Origin of the sequence: Kitasatospora purpeofusca (assembly GCF_036010405.1) — a bacterium.
In the GTDB taxonomy this organism is placed as follows: Bacteria; Actinomycetota; Actinomycetes; order Streptomycetales; family Streptomycetaceae; genus Kitasatospora; species Kitasatospora purpeofusca.
In genome coordinates this window covers 9,331,492-9,350,736 of sequence record NZ_CP108561.1, presented here as the reverse complement: position 1 = coordinate 9,350,736, position 19,245 = coordinate 9,331,492, and the positions used below count along the sequence as shown (strand labels likewise).

19 protein-coding genes are annotated in these 19,245 nt (G+C 71.4%); 13 read left to right on the top strand and 6 right to left on the bottom strand.

Features of this window, described 5'->3' with window-relative positions; genetic code table 11:
* Window positions 1-2: 2 nt before the first annotated feature.
* From OG715_RS40665 to OG715_RS40650, 4 genes are read right to left on the bottom strand one after another with little or no spacing between them, the layout of a single operon-like run.
* A complete protein-coding gene (locus OG715_RS40665; protein WP_266272157.1) occupies window positions 3-1,961 on the bottom strand; it encodes a DUF5107 domain-containing protein in 1,959 nt (652 codons plus the stop codon).
* A 54-nt stretch (window positions 1,962-2,015) separates the two neighbouring features.
* Window positions 2,016-2,858 (bottom strand): carbohydrate ABC transporter permease, encoded by an 843-nt coding sequence (locus OG715_RS40660; protein WP_266272158.1) that lies wholly within the window; start codon window positions 2,856-2,858, stop codon window positions 2,016-2,018.
* Entirely contained in the window at window positions 2,855-3,838 is a 984-nt protein-coding gene (locus OG715_RS40655; protein ID WP_266272159.1) for a carbohydrate ABC transporter permease, read from the bottom strand. The genes OG715_RS40660 and OG715_RS40655 overlap by 4 nt, the downstream gene beginning before the upstream one ends.
* 2 nt (window positions 3,839-3,840) lie before the next feature.
* Complete coding sequence (locus OG715_RS40650; RefSeq protein WP_266272160.1) at window positions 3,841-5,142, bottom strand: ABC transporter substrate-binding protein; 1,302 nt, start codon at window positions 5,140-5,142, stop codon at window positions 3,841-3,843.
* A 303-nt stretch (window positions 5,143-5,445) separates the two neighbouring features.
* Here OG715_RS40650 and OG715_RS40645 point away from each other — a divergent pair, with 303 nt between their 5' ends.
* The 3 genes from OG715_RS40645 (at window position 5,446) to OG715_RS40635 (ending at window position 10,802) form a co-directional block, all read left to right on the top strand.
* A complete protein-coding gene (locus OG715_RS40645) occupies window positions 5,446-6,792 on the top strand; it encodes an ROK family transcriptional regulator (protein WP_266272161.1) in 1,347 nt (448 codons plus the stop codon).
* Between the two features lie 565 nt (window positions 6,793-7,357).
* Entirely contained in the window at window positions 7,358-9,844 is a 2,487-nt protein-coding gene (locus OG715_RS40640; protein WP_266272162.1) for an RICIN domain-containing protein, read from the top strand.
* 394 nt (window positions 9,845-10,238) lie between these two features.
* Window positions 10,239-10,802 carry a hypothetical protein gene (locus tag OG715_RS40635; RefSeq protein WP_266272163.1) on the top strand — a complete coding sequence of 188 codons (564 nt, stop codon included), beginning with the start codon at window positions 10,239-10,241 and terminating at the stop codon, window positions 10,800-10,802.
* A 410-nt stretch (window positions 10,803-11,212) separates the two neighbouring features.
* Here OG715_RS40635 and OG715_RS40630 read toward each other — a convergent pair whose 3' ends face one another.
* Window positions 11,213-11,671: a DUF4279 domain-containing protein gene (locus tag OG715_RS40630; RefSeq protein ID WP_266272164.1), complete on the bottom strand. Its 459-nt coding sequence runs from the start codon at window positions 11,669-11,671 to the stop codon at window positions 11,213-11,215.
* 156 nt (window positions 11,672-11,827) lie between these two features.
* Here OG715_RS40630 and OG715_RS40625 point away from each other — a divergent pair, with 156 nt between their 5' ends.
* The 10 genes from OG715_RS40625 to OG715_RS40580 all read left to right on the top strand — a co-directional run bounded on the left by OG715_RS40625 (window position 11,828) and on the right by OG715_RS40580 (window position 17,562).
* Window positions 11,828-12,304, top strand: coding sequence for a hypothetical protein (locus OG715_RS40625; RefSeq protein WP_407661074.1), 477 nt, complete (start codon window positions 11,828-11,830; stop codon window positions 12,302-12,304).
* 2 nt (window positions 12,305-12,306) lie between these two features.
* The gene (locus OG715_RS40620) at window positions 12,307-12,630 is read left to right on the top strand and encodes a plasmid stabilization protein (protein WP_266272165.1); all 324 of its coding nucleotides are present in this window, start codon (window positions 12,307-12,309) and stop codon (window positions 12,628-12,630) included.
* 184 nt (window positions 12,631-12,814) lie between these two features.
* Window positions 12,815-13,075: a DUF4235 domain-containing protein gene (locus OG715_RS40615; RefSeq protein WP_266272166.1), complete on the top strand. Its 261-nt coding sequence runs from the start codon at window positions 12,815-12,817 to the stop codon at window positions 13,073-13,075.
* A 101-nt stretch (window positions 13,076-13,176) separates the two neighbouring features.
* Window positions 13,177-13,638: an SRPBCC family protein gene (locus OG715_RS40610; RefSeq protein WP_266272167.1), complete on the top strand. Its 462-nt coding sequence runs from the start codon at window positions 13,177-13,179 to the stop codon at window positions 13,636-13,638.
* Window positions 13,639-14,061: 423 nt separating this feature from the next.
* Window positions 14,062-14,592, top strand: a complete 531-nt coding sequence (locus OG715_RS40605; RefSeq protein WP_266272168.1) for an ATP-binding protein — start codon at window positions 14,062-14,064, stop codon at window positions 14,590-14,592.
* A 2-nt stretch (window positions 14,593-14,594) separates the two neighbouring features.
* Window positions 14,595-14,738 carry a hypothetical protein gene (locus OG715_RS40600; protein WP_266272169.1) on the top strand — a complete coding sequence of 48 codons (144 nt, stop codon included), beginning with the start codon at window positions 14,595-14,597 and terminating at the stop codon, window positions 14,736-14,738.
* A gap of 23 nt (window positions 14,739-14,761) precedes the next feature.
* Window positions 14,762-15,601: a dimethylargininase gene (ddaH, locus tag OG715_RS40595; RefSeq protein WP_266272170.1), complete on the top strand. Its 840-nt coding sequence runs from the start codon at window positions 14,762-14,764 to the stop codon at window positions 15,599-15,601.
* Window positions 15,598-16,653 carry an iron-containing redox enzyme family protein gene (locus OG715_RS40590; RefSeq protein WP_266272172.1) on the top strand — a complete coding sequence of 352 codons (1,056 nt, stop codon included), beginning with the start codon at window positions 15,598-15,600 and terminating at the stop codon, window positions 16,651-16,653. The genes ddaH and OG715_RS40590 overlap by 4 nt, the downstream gene beginning before the upstream one ends.
* 65 nt (window positions 16,654-16,718) lie before the next feature.
* The gene (locus OG715_RS40585; RefSeq protein WP_323182187.1) at window positions 16,719-17,345 is read left to right on the top strand and encodes a HemK2/MTQ2 family protein methyltransferase; all 627 of its coding nucleotides are present in this window, start codon (window positions 16,719-16,721) and stop codon (window positions 17,343-17,345) included.
* Window positions 17,332-17,562 carry a CDGSH iron-sulfur domain-containing protein gene (locus OG715_RS40580; protein ID WP_266272174.1) on the top strand — a complete coding sequence of 77 codons (231 nt, stop codon included), beginning with the start codon at window positions 17,332-17,334 and terminating at the stop codon, window positions 17,560-17,562. Before OG715_RS40585 ends, OG715_RS40580 begins: the two co-directional genes overlap by 14 nt.
* A gap of 163 nt (window positions 17,563-17,725) precedes the next feature.
* On the opposite strand, the gene OG715_RS40575 is transcribed toward OG715_RS40580, so the two are convergent.
* Complete coding sequence (locus OG715_RS40575) at window positions 17,726-18,979, bottom strand: carboxylate-amine ligase (protein ID WP_323182188.1); 1,254 nt, start codon at window positions 18,977-18,979, stop codon at window positions 17,726-17,728.
* Between the last annotated feature and the right edge of the window lie 266 nt (window positions 18,980-19,245).

Below are 19,245 nucleotides of genomic sequence, written 5' to 3'. Positions count from 1 at the left end.
GCTCAGCTCGTGGCGAGCATCCGGAAGTCGTACTCCCTGGGCAGCGGCGGACCGGGTTCGGCGCCGCGGGTCGCGCGCTGGTGGGCGAACCAGAGTTCGTGCAGGATTCCTTCGCCCTCGCGCACGTCGGCCAGTTCGATGCCCTCGTCGAGCAGTCGGCCGCAGCGCGCGGTGTCGCCGGAGTCGAGTGCGGCGCGGGCCTCGGCCCAGCGGGCGCGGCCCAGGGAGCGGTGGGCCGGGGGAAGGGCGGCGAGCAGTGACAGGACTTCCTGCGGGGCTCCGGCGCGCAGCAGGGCCCCGGCCGTCTCCAGGGCCAGCGGCAGCAGGGCGGGCTCCAGTCGGAGGGCCTCGCGGTACGCGCGGGCCGCTTCGGCGAGGTCGCCGGTGCGGTCGGCGAGGACGGCGAGGTTGCGCCAGGCCCAGGCCGTGGGGCGGCTCTCGACCGATCGCAGCCAGCTCTTGCGGGCACCGTCCGGATCGCCGGCGTAGGCGCGCAGGACTCCGAGGTGCAGCTGGGCGAGCCAGCCGTCCGCGTTCCCGATCAGCTCCTCCCAGGCGGGGTCGACCTGGTAGGAGGCGGGTGCCTGCGCGGGCTCGGCCGGGGAGAGGCGCCCGTGTTCGAGGAGCTCCAGCCACGTCTCCTGTTCGGGGCCGAGCGTCGAGTCCGGGAAGGGGGTGCCGGGCACCTCCCGGGCGGGTTCGCCGGCGCGGGCCCGGCGGTGGCGCTCCAGGGCGCCCCAGCCGGATCCGGTCGCCAGGATCTCGACGGGTTCCTGGTCCAACCACGCTTCGGCCGAGGCGAGTTCGGCTTCCAGTACGCTCGCCGGGACGAGCGTGTCGACGCCTGCGCCGGCCGCTTCGCGCGCCGCGGCCCAGTCCTCGCCGTGGACAGCGGCGGGGTCGGCCTCCAGGAGCCCGTAGGCCTCCACCCAGGACCATCGCGCGCCGGCGGGCATCGGCACGTGTTCGAGCTGGGTGCGGGCCAGACCGGCCTGGATCTCCAGGTAGGCGTTCCCCGGCCCGGACAGCCAGTCCTGCCAGTGCCGACCTCCCTCGCCCTGCCCCCACAGGAACAGCTTTCGGCCGCGCAGCCGGTCGGTCGACGCCTGGACCAGGCCCCGGCCGCCCTCGTCGAGTGCGGCGATCCAGCGCCTGCTGCCGTCGGGGATGTCGAAGAAGTAGTCGGCCGCGTCCCGGGACCGCGTGGTGCGGGTCAGGTCGGTGCCGTCGGGGGCGGGGAGTGCGACGTGGCGCACGCGGCGGTCGTAGGAGAACTGCCACGCCGCGTCCGCCGGGGACAGCACCCGGACGTCGGGGGCCTCGGGTACGGCGATGTTCGACCACCAGTACATCGGCACCGCGGTGTCGCGCGGGTTGGTGATCCGGACGTGGACGAGCAGGACCTGGGAGTCGTCGGGCAGGTAGGCGTCGATCTGGAAGACCGCGCCGCGGATCCGCTCGTACTCCCACATCCGGAGCACCGGGGTGCCGTCCGGGCGCAGCACGCGGGCGGCGTGCAGGGGTTCGCAGGTGGTGGGGGCGTGGCCGATGGTGCCGATGTTCCACTCGACGCCGCCGGCCAGCCAGGCGCCCCGCAGTGCGAGGTTGGCGGGCTGGAACACCGGGTTGCGGAAGAGCAGTTCGCGTCCGGTCGGCTTGTGGACCAGCGACCAGAGGCGGCCGCCCGCGCCGAGCAGGAAGGTCGCCCGCAGGGTGGCGTTCTCCAGGACCGCGGCGGGGTGTTCGGCGGGTGTCCGTTCGCGGGTGTAGCCGTCCTGCATCAGGTAGGGCATGACGGAGGGCACCCGGCCGTAGCCGATGTTGTGCCGCATCTCGTCGTCGGCCTGACTCGCGTCGGCGACCTCGTGGAGGTCTGCCCCGGTGAAGAGGGGCGGGAGGGGGTTGACGGGGCCGACCGGTGCGGTCGGCAGGGTCAGCGTGGTCAGCCGCAGCTCACTCATCTGTCTTCTGCCTCTTATGAGTCGGGTGGCGGGGCTGTGAGTCCCGGTGGTGGGCTACTTGACGCTTCCGGAGGTCAGGCCGGCCTTCCAGTAGCGCTGGAGCAGCAGGAACATCACGACGATCGGGACGACCGACAGCAGGGAGCCCGTGATGATCAGGTTGTAGGGGACGGTCTGGCCGCGCTGTTCCTTCCAGGCGACCAGTCCGACGGTGACCGGCTGCAGGCGGTCGTTGGCGAGCATCAGCGACGGCAGCAGGTAGTTCGTCCAGATGGTGACGAACTGGAACAGGAAGATGGTCACCAGCGAGGGCTGCAGCACGCGCAGCGCGACGGACCGGAAGATCCGGAACTCGCCCGCCCCGTCGAGCCGTCCCGCTTCCAGGAGTTCGTCCGGTACGGAGGCGGCCGCGTAGATGCGCGCCAGGTACACCCCGAACGGGCTCACGATGCTGGGGATGAACACCGCCCAGAAGGTGTTGACCACGTGGGCGGCCGAGAACATCAGGTAGAGCGGGAGTGCGAACAGCGGGGCGGGGATGAGGATGGCGCCGAGGACGGTGTTGAACACGGCCTCGCGGCCCCGGAAGGCGTACTTCGCGAGGACGTACCCGGCCATGCTGGAGAGCAGTGTCGCCACGACGGCGCCGCCCACCGCGTAGAGCAGGCTGTTGAGCAGCCAGCGTCCGAAGATGCCGTCCTGGACGCCGAGCAGGGTGGAGACGTTCTTCACCAGCTCGATCCTCCCGGCGAACCAGAAGCCGTTGCTGGAGAAGAGGTCGCTGCTGCTCTTGGTGGCGGAGACGACGAGCCACCAGACCGGCAGCAGGGAGTAGAGCGCGGCGAGCACCAGGACGGCGATCACCCCGGCGCGGCCGGCCTGGTTCGTGGCCTTCACTGGGCTCCTCCGCGCTTGTTGACGAACCGCATGAAACCGAAGGACAGCACGAAGATCACCAGCGCGAGGATCACCGAACGGGTCGCCGCCGCATGGTAGTTGTTCGCGGCGACCTCGTTCTGGGCGGCCATGATCGGCGTCCAGTCACTGGCCAGGTTGGGTGCGACGGCCTTCATGATCACGGGCTCGTTGTAGAGCTGGGCCATGCCGATGATGGAGAACACGGTGGTCATCACCAGGGCGGGCCGGACCATCGGGATCTTGATGTGCCAGGCGAGCCGCCAGCCCGTGCAGCCGTCCAGTTCAGCGGCCTCGGCGTACTCCCCCGGAATGGCCTTCAGCGCCGAGTGGATGACGATCATGTTGTAGCCGGTCCAGCCCCAGGTCAGCATGTTGCCGACCGACCACGGCAGCATGCCGTCGGAGGTGAAGTCGACGTCCAGCCCGATCCGGCCGAGGGCGTCGGCGATCGGGCTGACGTCCGGCTGGTAGAGGAACGACCACATCAGGCCGCCGATCACGCCGGGGACGGCGTACGGCAGGAAGAAGGCGAGCCTGAAGAACCGCTTCGCGGGGGTGCGGCGGGCGTCGAGGGCGAGCGCCAGCACCAGGGCGAGGCCCAGCATCAGCGGTACCTGGACGACGCCGATCAGCACCACCCGGACGATCGAGGAGGTGAAGGCGTGGTCGGCCAGCGCGTCCGTGTAGTTGGACAGTCCGGTGAAGACCTCGGAGGGGGGAGCGAGTCCGAGCCCGGAGCGGCGCACCTTGTACAGGCTCTCGTACAGGGCGTAGCAGATCGGCGCGACGAAGGTGACGGCGAACAGCGTGCCGAACGGCAGCAGGAACCCCAGCGGGGTCCAGCGGCGGCCGTCGATCCTGGTCCGCCGGGCGGTGCCGGCCTTCGACCTGGGCGGTTCCGTGGTGCCCCCGGCGCGCTCCGCCGAGCGCACCGGGGTGGCAGTGGAGGAGGGGTGCATGGTCAGCCGATTTCCATGCCCTGGGTCTTCATCTCGGCCACGGTCTGCGCCTGGGCCTCCGCCAGCGCGGCGTCCAGGCCGGTGCCGCCCGCACCCGCCTTGCCGAGGCCGTCGCCGAGCACGCCCGAGGTCTTGGTCATCACCGGACCCCACTGGAAGCCCGGGTCGACGCGGCCGGCACTCTCCTTGAACACGTCGAAGATCGTCTGGCCGCCGTAGAACGGGTCGGGCTGGCTGAGCGCCGGGTTCTCCAGGCCGGAGAGCGCCGCCGGATAGATGCCCGTCTCCTTGATCAGGTTGCTGACGCTGGCCTGGTCGGTGCCGAACCAGTGGGCGAACTCGACCGCCTCCTTGACGTGCTTGCAGCCCTTCAGCACCGCGGTGGGGGTGCCGCCGGCGTTGCCGGAGGCGGGCTTGGCGGCGTCCCAGACCGGCATCGGGGCGACGGCCCAGTTGCCGGAGGTCTGCTTGACGCTGTCGGCGAGGATCGGGGTGTCCCAGACCGCGTTGACGTCGGAGAGGATCGTGCCCTCCCCCATGCCCTTGTAGAGCGCGGTGTCGAAGCTCGGCACGGTCTTGACGAGCTTCTTGTCGATCAGGTCCTGCCAGAACGCCGTGACCTTCTTGGTCGCCGGGTCGTTGAGGTTCACGGTCCACTTGTCGCCGCCGGTGCCGAACCACTTCGCGCCCGCCTGCCAGGCGAGGCCCGCGAAGTTGTAGGCGTCGTTGCCGAAGTAGCCGATGTAGGCGTTCGGGTCGGCCGCGTGGATGATCGCCGCGTCGGCGGCGTACTCGCCCCAGGTCTTCGGTGCCTCGGCGATGCCGTACTTGGTGAACAGGTCCTTGCGGTAGATCATCGCCATCGGGGCGATGTCCACCGGCAGGCCGAAGGTGCGCCCGGAGACCCCGGACTGGGCGAAGGCCCAGGGGGCGTACTCCTTCGCGTAGGGCGCGGCAGCCTGCGTCGCGTCCTGGAGGGCTCCGGCGGCGGCGAAGGTCGGGAGGGTCTCGAAGCCGACCGATCCCAGACAGGGGGCGTTGCCCGCCTTCACCGCGTTGAGCATCTTGGTGTAGCCGCCCTTGGAGCCGGGCGAGATCTTGCTGTAGGTGACCTTGATGCCGGGGTGCGCGGCGTTGAAGAGCTCGACGGACTTCTCGTAACCGGGGGCCCAGCCCCAGAACTCGACGCCGACCGGCCCCGCGGCCCGGTCTGCCGACCCGTCGGAGCCGCAGGCGGCGGCGAAGGCCGTCAGCGACGTGAGCGCCATGGCGAGGGTGGCCGCTCTGAACGGGCGTGACTTCATGGGGAGGCCCTCATCTCTGCCTGCCGCGGGCAGGGCACTCGGCCCGGTCGCGGTGGTGGGGGGACCCGCTGACGCTGCGGGTTGTTAGTTCGGCTAGTGTGTTAATTAAGAATGGCGGTGTCAAGGGATGCGCCGGAACGTTCTGCGAACAGGCCCCACCAGCCTGCAGAACGGTCGCAAAGGGACACAGCACCGCATCCCGCAGTCACGTCGGGGCAAGTTTTTTCGAACGGTGCATCAACTAACATGGTCAAGATCGGCCCTGCCCTGCGCGCAGGATCCGGAGCGGAACGAGGAGACGACGTGCGGCCAGGACAGCGCGGCACCACCGGCACGGGCGCCGGCCCGGCCGGCCGCACCCACCCGGGCGCGGCACCGACCCCGGCCACCGGGGCCGCCGCCGTCATGGCGGGCTACCCCGAGGCGGCCGACAAGGCCTCGCTGCGACGGACCAACCTCGGCGTGCTGCTGCGGCACCTGCGCGACAGCGGCCCGCAGTCCCGCACCCATCTGTCCACCGCGACCGGTCTGCCCAAGGCGACGGTCTCGGTCCTGGTCGCCGACCTGATCGAGCGCGGCCTGGTCCGCGAGGGCGAGCTCGACCGCGCCGGCTCGATCGGCCGGCCCCACCGCATGGTCGAACTCGACGGCCGCCGGATCTGCGGCATCGGCGCGGAGATCGGCGCCGACCACCTCACCGTGCTCGCCCTCGATCTGTGCGGCACGGTCGTCCACGAGGACCGCCGCGCGCTCGACGTGCCGGCGCTGACCGCCCGGGCCGCCCTGGCGGAGGTCGCCGACCTCGTCGCGGACTGCCTGAGCGCCGTCGCCGGGCGGGACATGCACCCGATCGGGATCACCCTCGTCACCCAGGGATCGGTCGACGCCGCCTCCGGCAGCGTCGTGGTCGCCACCAACTTCGGCTGGCGGGGCGTACGGGCGGCGCAGGAGTTGCGCGTGCGGCTCGGACGGGACGCCCCGCCCGTCCTGGTCGAGAACGACGCCGAATCCGGCGCCCTCGCCGAATACCTCGCCGCCCCCGGCCGCGACGTCCGCGAACTCGTCTACGTCACCGGCGGGATCGGCGTCGGCGGTGCCAGCATCTCCGGCGGCAAACTGCTGCGCGGCTCGGAGATCGGGCACATGAAGCTCGACCGGCTCGACCGGCCCTGCCCGTGCGGGCGGACCGGCTGCTGGGAGGTCGCCGTCGGGCTCCAGGCCTTCCTGGACGCGGCCGCCGACCCGACGGACCGGGTGCACGACCTCTCCGTCGACCTGGCCGAACGCCTCGGCGACCTGCTCGACCGGGCCGACGCGGGGGACGCGAGAACCCTCGCCGCGCTCGCCGGCCTCGCCGGGGACCTCGCCCTCGGGCTGAGCATCCTGGTGGACGTGCTCAATCCGCCCAGGATCGTTCTCGGCGGGTACTTCGCGGTGTTCGGCCGCTACCTGGTGGAGCCCGCGCAGCAGATCCTCGACGAGCGCAGGATCGCCCCCACCACCGAGCGGGTGGTCGTGGCCGCCTCGACGCTCGGGCTCTCCAACGCCGCGCGGGGCGGCGCGCAGCTGGCGCTCGCGGGCATCTTCCAGGACCCTTCCGTCGTTCCGGTCCGTCCGGCCCCGGAGGACGACGACACCTGGCCGCGCTGACGCTCCGACGCTCCGGCCGGGGCATTCACCGCCCCGGCCCCGAGCCCCGGCGGCCGGTGCTGAATCCTGCTCCGACTTGCTCGAACGTCAGCAGCTTCGACCGAACAGCCGCACAATTCGTGCGCCAGGCCGCCCAGTTGCGTCCCGATGACCACCTTCCGGGCCACCTTGCGGGCCACCGGCCGTCGCCATGGTCCGACCTGCCCGCACCTGCGCGGCGACAAGCTCTGCCGGCACCCCGCGTTCACAGGGCGAGCCCTTGACAGTCGCGGCATCCCCTGCCACCGTTTGATCGCAGTTGCTCTCTGACGCATGATTTCGAGCAACTTCAGTCAGATCGATCCGGGACATCGAGATGTCCCTCGGACCACCGCTCCTCGCCCGACACCCGGGCCCTCGGAGCCGGACGTCCCCCTCCACGGTGCCGATCGCCGCAGCCCCGCCCGACCGTCGCCGTGCCGACAGGCTCCCGGCGACCCGGGCGGCAGTCCCGAACGGCAGATCCCGAACGGCAGTCCCGGTCGGCCCGTCCCCCACCAGTGCGTTGTCCCCCCAAGGAGCTCTCGTGTCATCCCCGCCGCGCAGAATCCTCGCCACCGCCCTCGCCACCGCCCTCCTCGGGCTCGGCGGCGCCGCCACCCCGGCCGCGACAGCGGCGACCCCCGACAGTGCCGGCTACACGGTCAGCGTCGGGTCCCCCGTCCCGTACCCGCACCCGACGGACACCCCCGCCGTCCCGTACGTCGACAAGGACGGCACGTTCTACTTCCAGCAGTCGGCCGCCCTGTACGGCGCCGACCAGCCCAGGTACTGGGACTTCTTCACCGGCACCGACTTCGACACCGCCTCCCGGTCGAGCACCCTCAGCGACGCGGTGAACCCGGCCAACGCCAACGACAGGAACAACGACACGACCTGGCGGTGCAACAACAGCCCGACCGGCCTCACCGCGAGCTTCGCCGTCGGCAGCACCAGCTACTCGCAGAAGAACTTCTGCGACCTGTCGGGGATCTGGGTCGACCCGGACACCGGTGACTGGTACGGCCTGGTCCACAACGAGTTCACCCCGCAGCCCTTCGGCGACGGCCTCCACTTCGACGCCATCGACTACACGGTCTCCACCGACCAGGGCCGCACGTGGACCGTCAAGGACCACGTGATCACCTCGCCGTTCAGCACCGTCCGGGGCGACACCACGCAGTTCCCCAACCAGACCTACCACTACGGCGACGGCGACCAGCGCCTGTTCGTCGACACCGCCTCGGGCTACTTCTACGTCTTCTACGGCTCGCGCATCGTCGACAAGAGCGGCGGCTGGAAGGCCTTCCACGAACACGTGGCCCGGGCGCCGATCTCCGGCAAGATGGCGCCCTCCAGCTGGCAGAAGTGGTACGACGGCGCCTGGTCCCAGGCCGGGGTCGGCGGCAAGGAGAGCAACATGGTGCCGGTCGGCACCTCCAGCACCACCGGCTACACCCCGGCCGCGGGCGAGTACGACCCTGCGAACACCGGCACCTCGGCCCAGCAGATCACCGCGGGCACGATGCCGGCCACCTCGCCGCTGTTCGTCATGGACATCACCTACAACGCGTACCTGGGGCTGTACATCGGCGAGCCGCAGGGCGTCGACCAGAGCGGGAACGCCTCCCAGCAGTACTACGCCACCGACAACCTGGCCACCCAGAAGTGGTACCCGATCGGCAACAGCGGCAGCTACCACACGGCCTCCTGGTACCGCTGGTTCCTCGACAGCGCGAACCGCACCAGCTCCAACATCGTCGGCAAGAACTTCCGCACCTACTGCGCCTTCGGCTGCTCGGGCGGCGCCTCCGGTGAGTACGTGGACGTGAGCATCGGCTCGTCCGCACCCGCCCCGGCGCCGGTCGACCCGACCAGGGCCTACCGGATCTCCGGCGGCAACGGCCGGATCCTCGCCCAGGTCTCCGGCAGCTCCGCGACCACCTCCGTCGCCACGGCCACCACCTCCGCGCTGCAGTCCTGGGTGTTCACCGGCAACGGCGACGGTTCCTACCGGATCACCAACGCCTCGACCGGGAACCTGCTCGGCGTCGACGCCTCCTCGAAGGCGGGCCGGGCATGGGGAGCCAAGCCGATCGTCACCGCCGCCGGTGCGAGCGGCCCCGCCGTCGGACAGCAGTGGTTCGTCGTCCCCGGAACGTCCGCGAGCAACGGGTCCGCCTCCGGAACGTACCGCGTGGTCAACCGTTACAGCGGCCTGGTGATCGGACTGTCCGCGGACACCGCCCGCCCGTCCGAGACCACACCGACCCGCACCTGGACCAACACCACGACCAGCCCGGTCGGCGGGACCCGCGGAGCGGCCGAGCAGACCCTGACCCTGACCCAGACCGGCCCCGCGCCCGCGATCGTCACGGTCAACGACCCCGGCACCCAGTCGAGCAAGGTCGCCACCGCCGTCAGCCTGCAGATCCAGGCGAACGCCGGCGGCACCGGCACCCTCTCCTACAGCGCGAGCGGCCTGCCCGCCGGCCTGACGATCAACACCACCACCGGCCTGATCACCGGCACCCCGACCACCGCCGGTGCCTACACCACCACGGTCACCGCCACCACCGGAACCACCACCGGCAGCACCACCTTCACCTGGACCGTCACCACCGCACTCGACGGCACCCACACCCTCACCGCCTCCGGCAAGGCCCTCGACAACCCCAACCACTCCACCGTCCCCGGCACCCAGCTCATCACCTACACCCCCGGCACCGGCGCCAACCAGAAGTGGATCTTCGCCCAGCAGACCGACGGCACCTACCGCATCACCAACGCCGAGTCCGGCCTCTGCATGGACGTCAACGGCGGATCCACCACCGCCGGCACCGCCGTCATCCAGTGGCCCTGCACCACCGGAGCCAACCAGCGCTGGACCGTCACCCCCGCCACCGGCGGCGGCTACAAGGTCACTTCCAAGAGCAGCGGACTCCTCCTCACCACCGCCTCCACCACCAACGGAGCCCTCGTCACCCAACAACCGGACACCGGCACCGCACTCCAGCGCTGGACCGTCAACTAGCCACCACCGCAAGAACACAGGCAGGCACCTGGCCAGGACGGGGCCTCCCGGGCCGGAACGGACACCCCGTCCGAACCGCCCGGGAGTCCCCACCCCTCGCCCGCAGGTCGGAGTCGTGGTTCTGCGTCCACGACTCCGGCCGATGCATGATCGGACCCAGGTTGATCGTACGTAACGAGGTGAGGGCCGATTCTTCGGTGGACGCGGCGCCGGGACTGCCTGGTAGTGTGCTCCCACCAAGTTTGAACATGTTCAATAATGGGGGGAAGTCATCGAAACCTTGAGCGTGGACCCGCCGATTCCGCGGGCAGGGCGGATCCTGGCGGTGGCGGCGGCGCTGTGTGCCGCACCGGCTGTGATCTGGGGGGTCCAATCCTTCGAAACGGTGTTCGGTATGCCGATGATCCTCGGTTCACTCGCCGCCGCCGTACCGCTTCTCGCGCGGGACAGCACCGATTTCAGGCCGGCCTGCCTGGTGTTCGGCTGCGGACTGCTCGCCCTCTCGGTCCTCAGCCTCCCGCTCAGGATGTTCACGCTGGCGCCCGCAGGCATCGTCCTCCTCACCGCGGCGAGCTGCACACGCCCCGACCCCGGGCGCCTGCCGCTCCTGATCGGCACCCTGGTGTCCGCCACCACCCTCGGCTTCGCCGGCTGGACCATCGGCATCCCCTGGATCGCCCCCTACTTCCAGGAACCGGACGCGTTCGTCGCCACCGTCCGGACGGACAGCCCCCTCCGGGGGACCGGCCCCCACCCGGAACTCCTCCACGACGGCTCGGGCCTCGGCCACGGCGCCACCCGGGTCTTCAGTCCGGAGTCCGACACCGTACGACTTCTCGTCGTCTTCGACCCCCGCACCCCCGACGCCGATCTCGCCGTCCTGCGCCGCCTGATCACCGACCTGCCGGGCGTCACCGACGTCCGACTCTGCGACCCACCCGCCGGGAACTGCCGCTGACCACCGACCCCGACAACAGCCACGCCAGCCACGCCCCCGCCCGGCACACGCGCGAACCCGACCGCCCCGACCCACCGGTCCTCTGCTGCCAGGGAGCCCGCCCCGACGGTCACCCGTCCGGACAGCTGCGCCGGTTCACCAACGGACGGCAGGCGTACGTGCACTTCTCGGACGCTCGGGGCGAAGCCCCTGAGACTGTCGACATCTTTGCCCCGGCACCACCTGAAGACGTCGTAGATCTCGATGACCAGCGAGCAGCCGTCATCCGCGCCTGGAACACAGGCGCCCGGGCAATCAGATCTGACCCCGTCAACCAGTCACGCATCGTGAGGCCCACAGAAGTTGAGCCAGAACCTTGGTACGGCCCCACTTTTCCGGTCTGTGGTGGCCCCGCTTTGATGGGGGCGGTGTCAGTCGTCGCTGGGCATCATGTCGTATTCGCCGACATCCAGGTCTGCGCCGGTTGCGGCGAGGAAGTTCACCACCGCGCGGTCCAGGCGCCAGCCGAACAGGTTCGTGTCGTCCGGCGAGCCGGAGGGCCGCTCGTCACGCCGGTTGAAGAAGCGCTCGACCTGCAGAATCGTGCCCCCGGGGCCCTCCTCGGCTGCGAGACGGGCCGTCAGATCGGTGAGCGCCTCCATGCGGGGCCTGAGCCTGCCGATGACCTGGCCGATCTGCTCGTCGACCGGCAGACCGGGCTCGCGGCAGACAACCTTCCAGACATGACAGAACGGGATGACATGAGGTGAGGTGGCTGTGCTCCCCCGCACCGTGACCTCGTCCGGTTCCACGCCGAGCAACTGGGTGATCTCGTCGGCAGTGGTGCCCACGCTGGCGATCGCAAAGTAGACGTACTGATTCAACGACACCCGCGGAGACTACCGACGCAGCCGCACAGCCGCCCGACTGTTTGCTCGCCTGCTGCCTGGCAACGAGGCGCTGCGCTGCGAACTGCTCGCCTCCGGAACGCGAAGGCGCACCACGATGGTGCAGATGCCGGCGGTGAACACCCGCAGTTCGACTGGGTGCGCTCCCGCCTGCCCAACCGGGCGCAGCCGGTGCCGCCGATCTACCAGCCGCAGGTCGCCGCCCGAGCCGTGCTGTTCGCTGCGGACCACCCGGGACGCCGGGAGTACTGGGTCGGCGCCAGCACCGTGGCCACGGTGCTGGCGAATGCGATCGTCACCGAGCTGCTCGACCGGTACCCGGCCATGACGGGGTTCGACTCCCAGCAGGAAGACCGCCGCCGGTGTGCCTACGACCGGGACAACCTGTTCGAACCGGTCTGCCGTACGGGGGACTTCGGGTTGCACGGCCGCTTCGACGACCGGGCCAGGGGCCGTAGCCGACAGCAGCAGGTCGCGCACGCGCTCGGCTTCCCGGCCGACGCGGTGCGGCACGCGCCCGGCCGGGTGGCGGCGCGTTTGCCCGCCGCCGGTGCCGGGTTCCCTTCAGGGATGCGGGGCAGACGTGCCCCGCATCGGTCGGACAGGAGAGTGTGACCATGCCTCGAGGATCGAGCCCCAAGCGGGAGCGGCAGTACGAGCACATCAAGGACAGTGAACTGGAGCGCGGTGCGAGCGAAAAGCGGGCCAAGGAGATCGCCGCCCGCACCGTGAACAAGGAGAGGGCCCAGCACGGGGAGTCGAAGACCGCCAGCCGGAGCTCGGTGAAAGACATGTCGTCCTCCGAGCGGGGTGGGCAGCGCTCCCACAGCGGCGCGCAGGGACCGACCAAGGAGCAGCTCTACAACGAGGCCAGGCAACGAGGCATCCACGGCCGCTCGAAGATGACCAGGAAGCAGCTCGAACACGCCCTCGGCCGATAGGAGCGTCTCTTCATCGAACGCGCCTGCTCACCGGAGATCGGGATCAGGGCTTGCGAGTGGCCTTGCGGCTGGCGGCGGGTCGGCGCAGCCGGGGCCGGTCCGCGCCGGAGCGGTTGACCGGGCCGTTCTCGGACAGGCGCACAGCACCCGCCGACACACGGTGGGCACGAACCCGGAGGCCACCATGGTCAAAATCCTCTACAAACCGCTCGGGCTGCTGTTCGGTGCCCTCGGAGGGGTCCTCGCCGGCGCCGCCTTCAAGCGACTGTGGGCGCTCCTCGGCCACGAGGACGAGGCGCCCCGGGCCACCGACCAGGACCGCGGATGGAATGAGGTGCTGACCGCCGCCGCCCTGCAAGGGGCGGTCTTCGCCCTCGTCAAGGCCGCGGTCGACCGAGGCGGCGCGGTCGGCACCCGCCGCCTGACAGGAACCTGGCCCGGCTGACCGCTCCCGTCCGTTCAGGCGGCTCCGGGCACGTCCCGAGCGCAGAGCACGGACGCGGGCGAAAGGAGTGGAAGTCCGATGACCGAGCGACGGAGGATCCGATGAGCATGGTGCAGGAACAGATCGACGTGGACGTCCCGCTGAGCACCGCCTACAACCAGTGGACGCAGTTCGAGGACTTCCCCCGCTTCATGGAGGGCGTCAAGCAGGTCACCCAGCTCGACGACCGCCACAACCACTGGACGACCAAGGTCGCCAGGGTGACGCGCGAATTCGACACCGAGATCGTCGACCAGCTACCGGACCAGAAGATCGCCTGGCGCACCACCGGCGGCGAGGTCCAGCAGATGGGCGTCGTGACGTTCGAGCGCCTGAACGACCAGCGCACGACAGTCCGCCTGGCCATCGACTTCGAGCCCGACGGCGTCGCGGAGAGGGCCGCCGACGCGATGGGCATGGTCGACCGCCGGGTCAAGGGCGACCTGCGGCGCTTCAAGTCCTTCATCGAGGACCACGGTGCCGAGGAAGGCGGCTGGCGCGGCCGCATCACCCCCGGAGGCTGACAACGACTCCCGCAGCAGCGGAGCGGCGGCACCGGTGCCGCCGCTCCGGTGCTGCGGACAGCGGGCGCATGCTCTCGGCTGCACGGGCGCTCGGCGAGACCGGTCAGTCGCTGCCGACGGCGCCGTTGCCGGCCTGCCCTTCCCGGGCCCGCGCGTGGTGCCCGGGCAGGCCAGTCCGCACCGGTCCGGACAGCGCCCTGCCCGTCACCGTCACCGGACACACCGCCAACCCGCGGCTTCGGTGTTGAAGGTCAGCGTGTCCCGGGTGGGGACGGTGGCGGTGTGCGCGTTCACCGCCGACCAGGCCGCCCACGCTCACACCCCCGCCGCCGGTCCCGACGGCGACGGAAATCGGGAGTAGCCGCACCAGGCGCGGGCAGGCGCCCAGTCGGCTCACCCGATCAAGAGCACCGGGATCTCACCGTGACCAACTCGGCCACCACCGCCCGCCACCGCCGCCTGGGCTTCCGGCCCGGCGACTCCTGCGCCCTGGGCATCGACGCCCTGCGGCAGGCCTTGTCCGACTGGCATCCGGGCGCCGAGCCCCTGACCACCGACGCTCTCCTGGCCGCCGCCGAACTCCTCGCCAACGCCACCCAACACACCCCCGGCCCCGAAAGCTTGGACCTCGACCTGGACGGCCGGGTCCTGCGGATCACGGTGACCGACCCGAGCCCTGATCCGCCGCGCCCGCGCCCGCACCGGCCCGAGGTTCCGCACGGGCACGGACTGTTCATCATCCAGCGGGTCGCTTCGGCCTGGGGATACAGGCCCGCAGGCTGCGGCAAGCTGGTGTGGGTCGAGCTGGAGGTCCGGGCTCCCCGCACGATCCGACCGGGCCACAAGTACCGAGCTCGGGCCTTCGTGGCGGAGACCGCCGGGGCGAGCGGGTGGTGTGTGGCCGCTGGGGCGCCGGGTAGGCGCGTTCTGGGCCGTGACCTCTCGCGAAGGTGAGCGTGGAGATCAGGAGCGGACCTGCCGCCGACCCGTGGGGCGCCCGCACCCCGTACGGCCGGGGAGACTCCTGGCCTGTCCGGGTCGACTCCTTCCTCGCGCCCGGAACGGCGCCGGACGCGGCCCAGATCCTCTCCGCCCTGTGAACCTCCGACCCCGGGAGCAGCAGATGACCACGACAGTCCAGTCCCGGACCGCGACCCGTCGGCGCTTCCTGGTCTGCCCGCAGACCTACTTCGCGGTCGAATACGCGATCAATCCGTGGATGGACCCGAGACGCCCGGTGGACGCCGGGGCCGCGCTGCGGCAGTGGCAGGGGCTCCGCGACACCCTGCGCCGGCTCGGACACGGGGTCGAGACACTCCAGCCCCGGCCGCGGCTGCCCGACATGGTGTTCGCCGCGAACGGCGCTTCGGTGGTGGACGGCCGGGTACTCGTCGCCCGTTTCCGGCACCCCGAACGGGCCCCGGAGGCGGCCGCCCACCACGCCTGGTTCCAGCGGGCCGGGTACCGGCCGACGGTCGCCCGGCTGCCGAACGAGGACCAGGGCGACTTCCTCCCGGTCGGCGGCCTGGTCCTCGCCGGCTCGGGCCTGCGGACCAGCCCTGCCGCGCACCGGGAGGCCGGAGCGGCCCTCGGCCGACGCGTTGTCAGCCTGCAGCTCACCGATCCGCGCTTCTACCACCTGGACACCGCCCTGGCCGTGCTCAGCGAGGACCAGATCATGTACTACCCGGCGGCCTTCACTCCCGAGAGCAACCGCACCCTGTACGCGCTCTTCCCCCGCGCGATCCTGGCCACCGACCAGGACGCCGCCGTGCTCGGGCTCAACGCGATCAGCGACGGCCGCCACGTCCTGCTCACCGACGCCGCCCACGGCCTCGCCGTACAACTGCACGACGACGGCTTCGTCCCCGTCGGGGTACACCTGCCCGAGCTGCTCAAGGGCGGCGGCGGCCCGAAGTGCCGCGTCCTGGAACTCCACCCGGCACCTGAGGAGACAACGTGACTCCCACCTCTGCCACCGGCCTCGCCCCGCGCGCCGCCACCGGCGTGCCGCCCGCGCTGCCGTGCCCGCGCGGGCCGATCAGCACCGCGCTCCTCACCGCTCTGCGCACCGCCTTCGATCCCGCCACCGCGATCGCCCACGGGCCGGTCGGCGATCCCTGGGGCGAGGACGCCCAACTCGCCCTCTACACCTGCTACGAGCTGCACTACCAGGGCTTCACCGACGTCGATCCCGACTGGGAGTGGCACCCGTCGCTACTGGCCCTGCGGTCCACGCTGGAGCACGCGTTCCTCACCGCCCTGCGCCAGGAGACCGGCGACCCGCCGCCGCTTGCCCGGGCGCTGGCCGGCCTCCTGGCGGACGACACCGGCGGCACCGGCCCCTCCCACCACCTTCTCGACCACGGCGAGCGCTGGCAGGCCCGCGAGTACCTGGCGCACCGCTCGCTCTACCACCTCAAGGAGGCCGACCCGCAGATGTGGGTGGTGCCGCGCCTGCCACACCCCGCCAAGGCCGCGCTCGTCACGGTCCAGTACGACGAGTACGGCGCAGGCCACCCCGAGCGCGCCCATGCACAGCTGTTCGCCGAAATGATGGCCGACCTCGACCTGAACCCGGGCTACGGCCACTACCTCGACGCCGTCCCCGCCCCCGCCATCGCGATGGTCAACCTGATGTCGCTGTTCGGCCTGCACCGCTCGCTGCGCGGCGCACTCGTCGGCCAGTTCGCCACGGTCGAGATCACCTCGTCGCCCGGCGCCGCCCGCCTCGCCGCAGCACTCGAACGCCTGGGCGCCTCCCCGGCGGGCACCCTGTTCTACCGCGAACACGTACTGGCCGACGCCGTCCACGAGCAGCTGGTCCGCCGCACCGTCATCACGCCCCTGGTCAGGGACGACCCCTCACTCGGCCCCGACATCGCCTTCGGCATCGCCGCCACCACGGCCGTGGAAGCAAGGTTCGGGGCGCACCTGCTCGGCTGCTGGCAGCAGGAGCGCAGCTCCTTGCTCACCGCTTTGCCCGATTGCCCTCCGGCGGAAGGCGCCGCGTGATGTCAGGAATCGGAGCAGACCAACCGGGCACACGCACCACCATGCTTCTCCTCAAACCCCCTGGTGTGTACCCGGCACAGGGCGACACCGCGCTGCTGATCGAAGCGCTGCGCCGCGAACGGCCGGCGCCCGGCATCCGGCTGCTGGACCTCGGCACCGGCACCGGAGCCGTCGCACTGGCTGCCGCCGAGCTCGGCGCGGCGGTGACCGCCGTCGACCTCTCCCGACTCGCGCTGGCCACCACCTGGCTGAACGCCCGGATGCGCCATCTGCACCTCAAGCTCCGCCACGGCGACCTGACCACCCCGGTCGCCGGGCGCAGCTTCGAGTTCATCGTTTCCAACCCGCCGTATGTCCCCTCGGTGCTCCCAGGCCCGCCCAGGCGTGGGATCGCGCGGGCCTGGGACGCCGGCCCGACCGGTCGGCTGCTGCTGGACCGAATCTGTCGGCAAGCACCCCGCCTGCTGACCCCCGGTGGTGTGCTGCTGATCGTGCAGTCCTCGCTCGCCGACCCGCAGGCCACCCTCGCCGCGCTGCGCCGGGCGGGGTTGCGGGCGGGCCTGGTGGCGGCCCGGACACAGAGGTTCGGGCCGGTGATGTCGGCGCGGGCCGACTGGTTCGAGGAACAGCGGCTGATCGCCCCCGGTGAGCGCGAGGAGACCTTGGTGGTGGTGCGCGGTGTCCGGACCTGAGGAGCTGCCGGTGTCCCGGCTGCGGCTGACCGGCGACGGCCCGGTCCTGGTCGACGGCCCGGTGGAGATCGTTCTGCCCGACGGGCGGTCCGTCCGGGCCGACCGCCCGGTGACCGCTCTGTGCACCTGCCGGCGGAGCCGTCGCTACCCCTTCTGCGACACAAGCCACCGCAGCCGCGGGGCGAACCGCCGGGCAGAGGAAGGTGACGGGCTGTGAGGAGCGTACCGCCGGCCGGACGGAGCGCGCCGGCGACCGGCTCCTCGCGCGGCCACGGCCTGCTGATCCCGCGAACCCGCCTCCCGGGGCTGCCGCGTAATGCACCCGCCTCCCGGGCTGCCGCGTAATGCCTGTCGAACTCGCTTTCGTGGCGGGTCGACCGTCAGACGCCGGTGGTCTGATCGGTGATCACCGCTACGAGACCGTCGCGGCCCGCGGCACGCAGTCGGCGCAGCTGGCGGGCGGCACCATTGCCGTCCCGGAGCAGGCGCTCCAGCACGGGCACGACGTGCCGGCGGTCCGCGCTGGTCTTGATCACAGGGTCGATGTGCTCCAGCAGGGCGGCCACCGCATCGCCGACATCGGCCAGGCGGCCCGAGAGCGGATCGAACACCGCGCTCGTGCAGCCGTGCCGGGCGCTGTGCCACACGGCGGCCGCGAGCATCTCCTGCTCGACGGGCGGCATTCCGTGCTGGGCGTCTGCATCGTTGAGAGCTCGGGTGGCCAGGGCCCGTACGACGCCGGCGAGCATCACCGCTTCGTCCGGACGCAGTTGGACGTCCATCGCGCGGATCTCCACGGTGGGGAAGTTCTCGGACAGCCGGATGTGCCAGTAGATCTGGCCGGTATCGCGGATCAGACCGCCCCCGACCAGGGCCCGGGTGCGGCGGTCGTAGGCGTCGGCGTCGCGGAAGGAAGGCGGCGGCCCGCTGACGGGCCAGCGGCCGAAGACGACGGTACGCCAGCTCGCGAATCCGGTGTCCGTGTTCTGCCACAGCGGTGAGTTCGCCGCGAGCGCGATCAGCAACGGCAGCCACGGACGCAATCCGTTCATCACGGTGACGCCCGCGCCGCGGTCGGTGATGCCGAGGTGGACGTGCATGCCTGTGATCAGCTGCTGGTCGGTGAGCAGCCGGGTGTCGGCGTGCATGGCGCGGTAGCGGGCGGTGTCCGTGACGGGTACCGGCAGACGATCGGTGAACGGCGCCGCGCCGCACGCGGCCAGGCGGCAGCCCTGTTGCCGGGCGGCCTCGCCGAGGGCCAGGCGCATCCGCAGCAGGTGCCCGCCGGCTTCCTCCAGGTCGTGGCAGATGGGAGTGGCGACCTCCAGTTGTGCCTGGAGCAGTTCTCGCTGGACCTCGCCGCGCTCCAGGGCGGGTTGGAGGCGGGCGGCCTCACGGACCTGGGCGGCGCGGGCCACCGGGAGGCCGGTGGCCGGGTCGAGCAGGAGGTATTCCTCTTCAACCCCGAGAGTGAGCATGCCGAGCGTGTACCCCATTACGGAAGGCGCATGCGACCGCCACGACAGCGCGCTGAGCCGCCGAATCAGGGTGAGCCGGGCCGTGTCGGCGGTGGCGGTGGCGGTGGCGGTGGCGGTGGAGTCGTACCACCAGCCGCTGTGTACCGCGATAGCCACCGGTCGGCGGCGTGTTTGCGGCGCCCCCCTGTGACACGCGAGGAACGCCCTTCGGGTTCCGGTCAGCGGGCGGTCTCGGGGGGCGGGGGGAAGCGGTCCCGGACCCGGTGTGCGGCGCCGCCGGGGGCACCTGCATTTGCGTCGCGGCCTCCGGCGGCGTCGACGGCGGGGCCCGGGGTCCCGGCGAGGAGGATCGCGTCGAACTCGGTCGAGCGGGCGGTGGCGAAGTCCGCTGGACGGCGACCGGGTCGACGCCCTCGCCGGTC